This window comes from Intrasporangium oryzae NRRL B-24470 (genome assembly GCF_000576595.1).
GTDB classification, from domain to species: Bacteria; Actinomycetota; Actinomycetes; order Actinomycetales; family Dermatophilaceae; genus Intrasporangium_C; species Intrasporangium_C oryzae.
In genome coordinates this window covers 1-2,085 of the sequence record NZ_AWSA01000102.1, presented here as the reverse complement: position 1 = coordinate 2,085, position 2,085 = coordinate 1, and the positions used below count along the sequence as shown (strand labels likewise).

1 protein-coding gene is annotated in these 2,085 nt (G+C 69.9%); it reads right to left on the bottom strand.

Annotated features, from left to right (window positions below; all coding sequences use genetic code 11):
* Positions 1 to 85: 85 nt before the first annotated feature.
* On the bottom strand, positions 86 to 2,085 hold a 2,000-nt coding region (gene infB / locus N865_RS21170), incomplete at its 5' end, for a translation initiation factor IF-2 (protein ID WP_034810262.1).

The following is a 2,085-nucleotide window of genomic DNA, read 5'->3' as shown; positions in this document are numbered from 1 at the left end:
GCGTTCGGTTGGGGAGACCTGGGGAGACGGCGACGGCGCCGCTCCCCCGAGGGGGAACGGCGCCGTCGGCGTGACTCGGAGACGATCAGGCGCGCGGCTTCTCGCGCATCTCGAAGGTCTCGATGACGTCCTCGACCTGGATGTCGTTGAAACTGCCCAGGTTGATACCGCACTCGAAGCCCTCGCGGACCTCGGTGACGTCGTCCTTGAAGCGACGCAGGCCGGCGATCTCGGCCTCGCCGATGACGGTGCCGTCGCGGACGATGCGGGCACGGGTGCCGCGCTTGATCTCGCCGGAACGCACGAGCGAACCCGCGACGTTGCCGAACTTGCTCGAGCGGAAGACCTCGCGGACCTCGGCGGTGCCCAGCTGGACCTCTTCGTAGACCGGCTTGAGCATGCCCTTGAGGGCCAGCTCGACGTCGTCGATCGCCTGGTAGATGACCGAGTAGAAGCGCATGTCGACGCCCTCCCGGTCGGCGAGCTCGGCGACACGCTCCGCGGGGCGGACGTTGAAGCCGATGATGATCGCGTTGTCGACCGTCGCGAGGTTGACGTCGTTCTGCGTGATCGCACCGACCCCGCGGTGGATGATCCGCAGGTCGACCTCGTCGCCCACGTCGATCTTGAGGAGCGCGTCCTCGAGGGCCTCGACCGAACCCGACACATCGCCCTTGAGGATGAGGTTGAGGGTGTCGACCTTGCCTGCGGCGAGGGCCTCGTTGAGGTCCTCGAGCGAGATGCGCTTGCGACGCTTGGCCAGCGAGGCGGCACGCGAGGCGGCCTCACGCCGCTCGGCGATCTGCCGGGCGGTGCGGTCGTCGGGGGCCACGATGAACGTGTCACCGGCGCCGGGGACCGACGTCAGACCGAGGACCATGACCGGACGCGAGGGACCGGCCTCCTCGACGTTCTTGCCGTGCTCGTCGAGCATGGCGCGGACGCGGCCGTGGCCGCTGCCGGCGACGATCGAGTCACCGACACGGAGCGTGCCGGACTGGACGAGGACGGTCGCGACGGGGCCGCGGCCCTTGTCGAGGTGCGCCTCGATGGCGACACCGCGGGCGTCCTTGTCCGGATTGGCGCGCAGGTCGAGCGCCGCGTCGGCGGTGAGCAGGACGGCCTCGAGGAGCCCGTCGATGTTGGTGCCGTTCTTGGCCGAGACGTCGACGAACATCGTGTCGCCGCCGTACTCCTCCGCCACGAGGTTGTACTCGGTGAGCTGCTGGCGGATCTTCGCCGGGTTGGCGTCGGGCTTGTCGACCTTGTTGACGGCCACGACGATCGGCACGCTGGCCGCCTGGGCGTGGTTGAGCGCCTCGATCGTCTGCGGCATCACGCCGTCGTCGGCGGCGACGACGAGGATCGCGATGTCGGTCACCGACGCACCACGGGCACGCATGGCCGTGAAGGCCTCGTGACCCGGCGTGTCGATGAACGTGATGGCACGCTTCTCGCCCTCGTGGGTCGTCGCGACCTGGTAGGCACCGATGTGCTGGGTGATCCCACCGGCCTCGCCCTCGGCGACCTGCTCGGAGCGGATCGCGTCGAGCAGCTTGGTCTTTCCGTGGTCGACGTGACCCATGACGGTGACGACCGGCGGACGCGGCTCGAGGTCCTCGTCCTCCTCGGCCTCGAGCTCTGCGTCGAGGTCGATGTTGAAGGACCCGAGCAGCTCGCGCTCCTCGTCCTCCGGCGAGACGACCTGGACGTCGTAGCCGAGCTCTGCGCCGAGGACCTTGAACGTCTCCTCGTCGAGCGACTGCGTCGCCGTCGCCATCTCACCGAGGTGGAAGAGCACGGTGACGAGCGACGCCGGGTTGGCGTTGATCTTGTCGGCGAAGTCGGTCAGCGAGGCGCCGCGGCGGACGCGGACGACCGTCGAGCCGTCGCCACGGGGGACCGTGACGCCACCCAGGCTCGGGGCCTGCATCTGCTCGAACTCCTGGCGCTTCGCCCGCTTGGACTTGCGGCCACGGACCGGACGGCCGCCACCGCGACCGAAGGCGCCCTGCGTGCCACCACGGCCACCGGGGCCACCACCGCGGGGACCGCCGCCGAAGCCGCCACGAGCAGGGCCGCCGG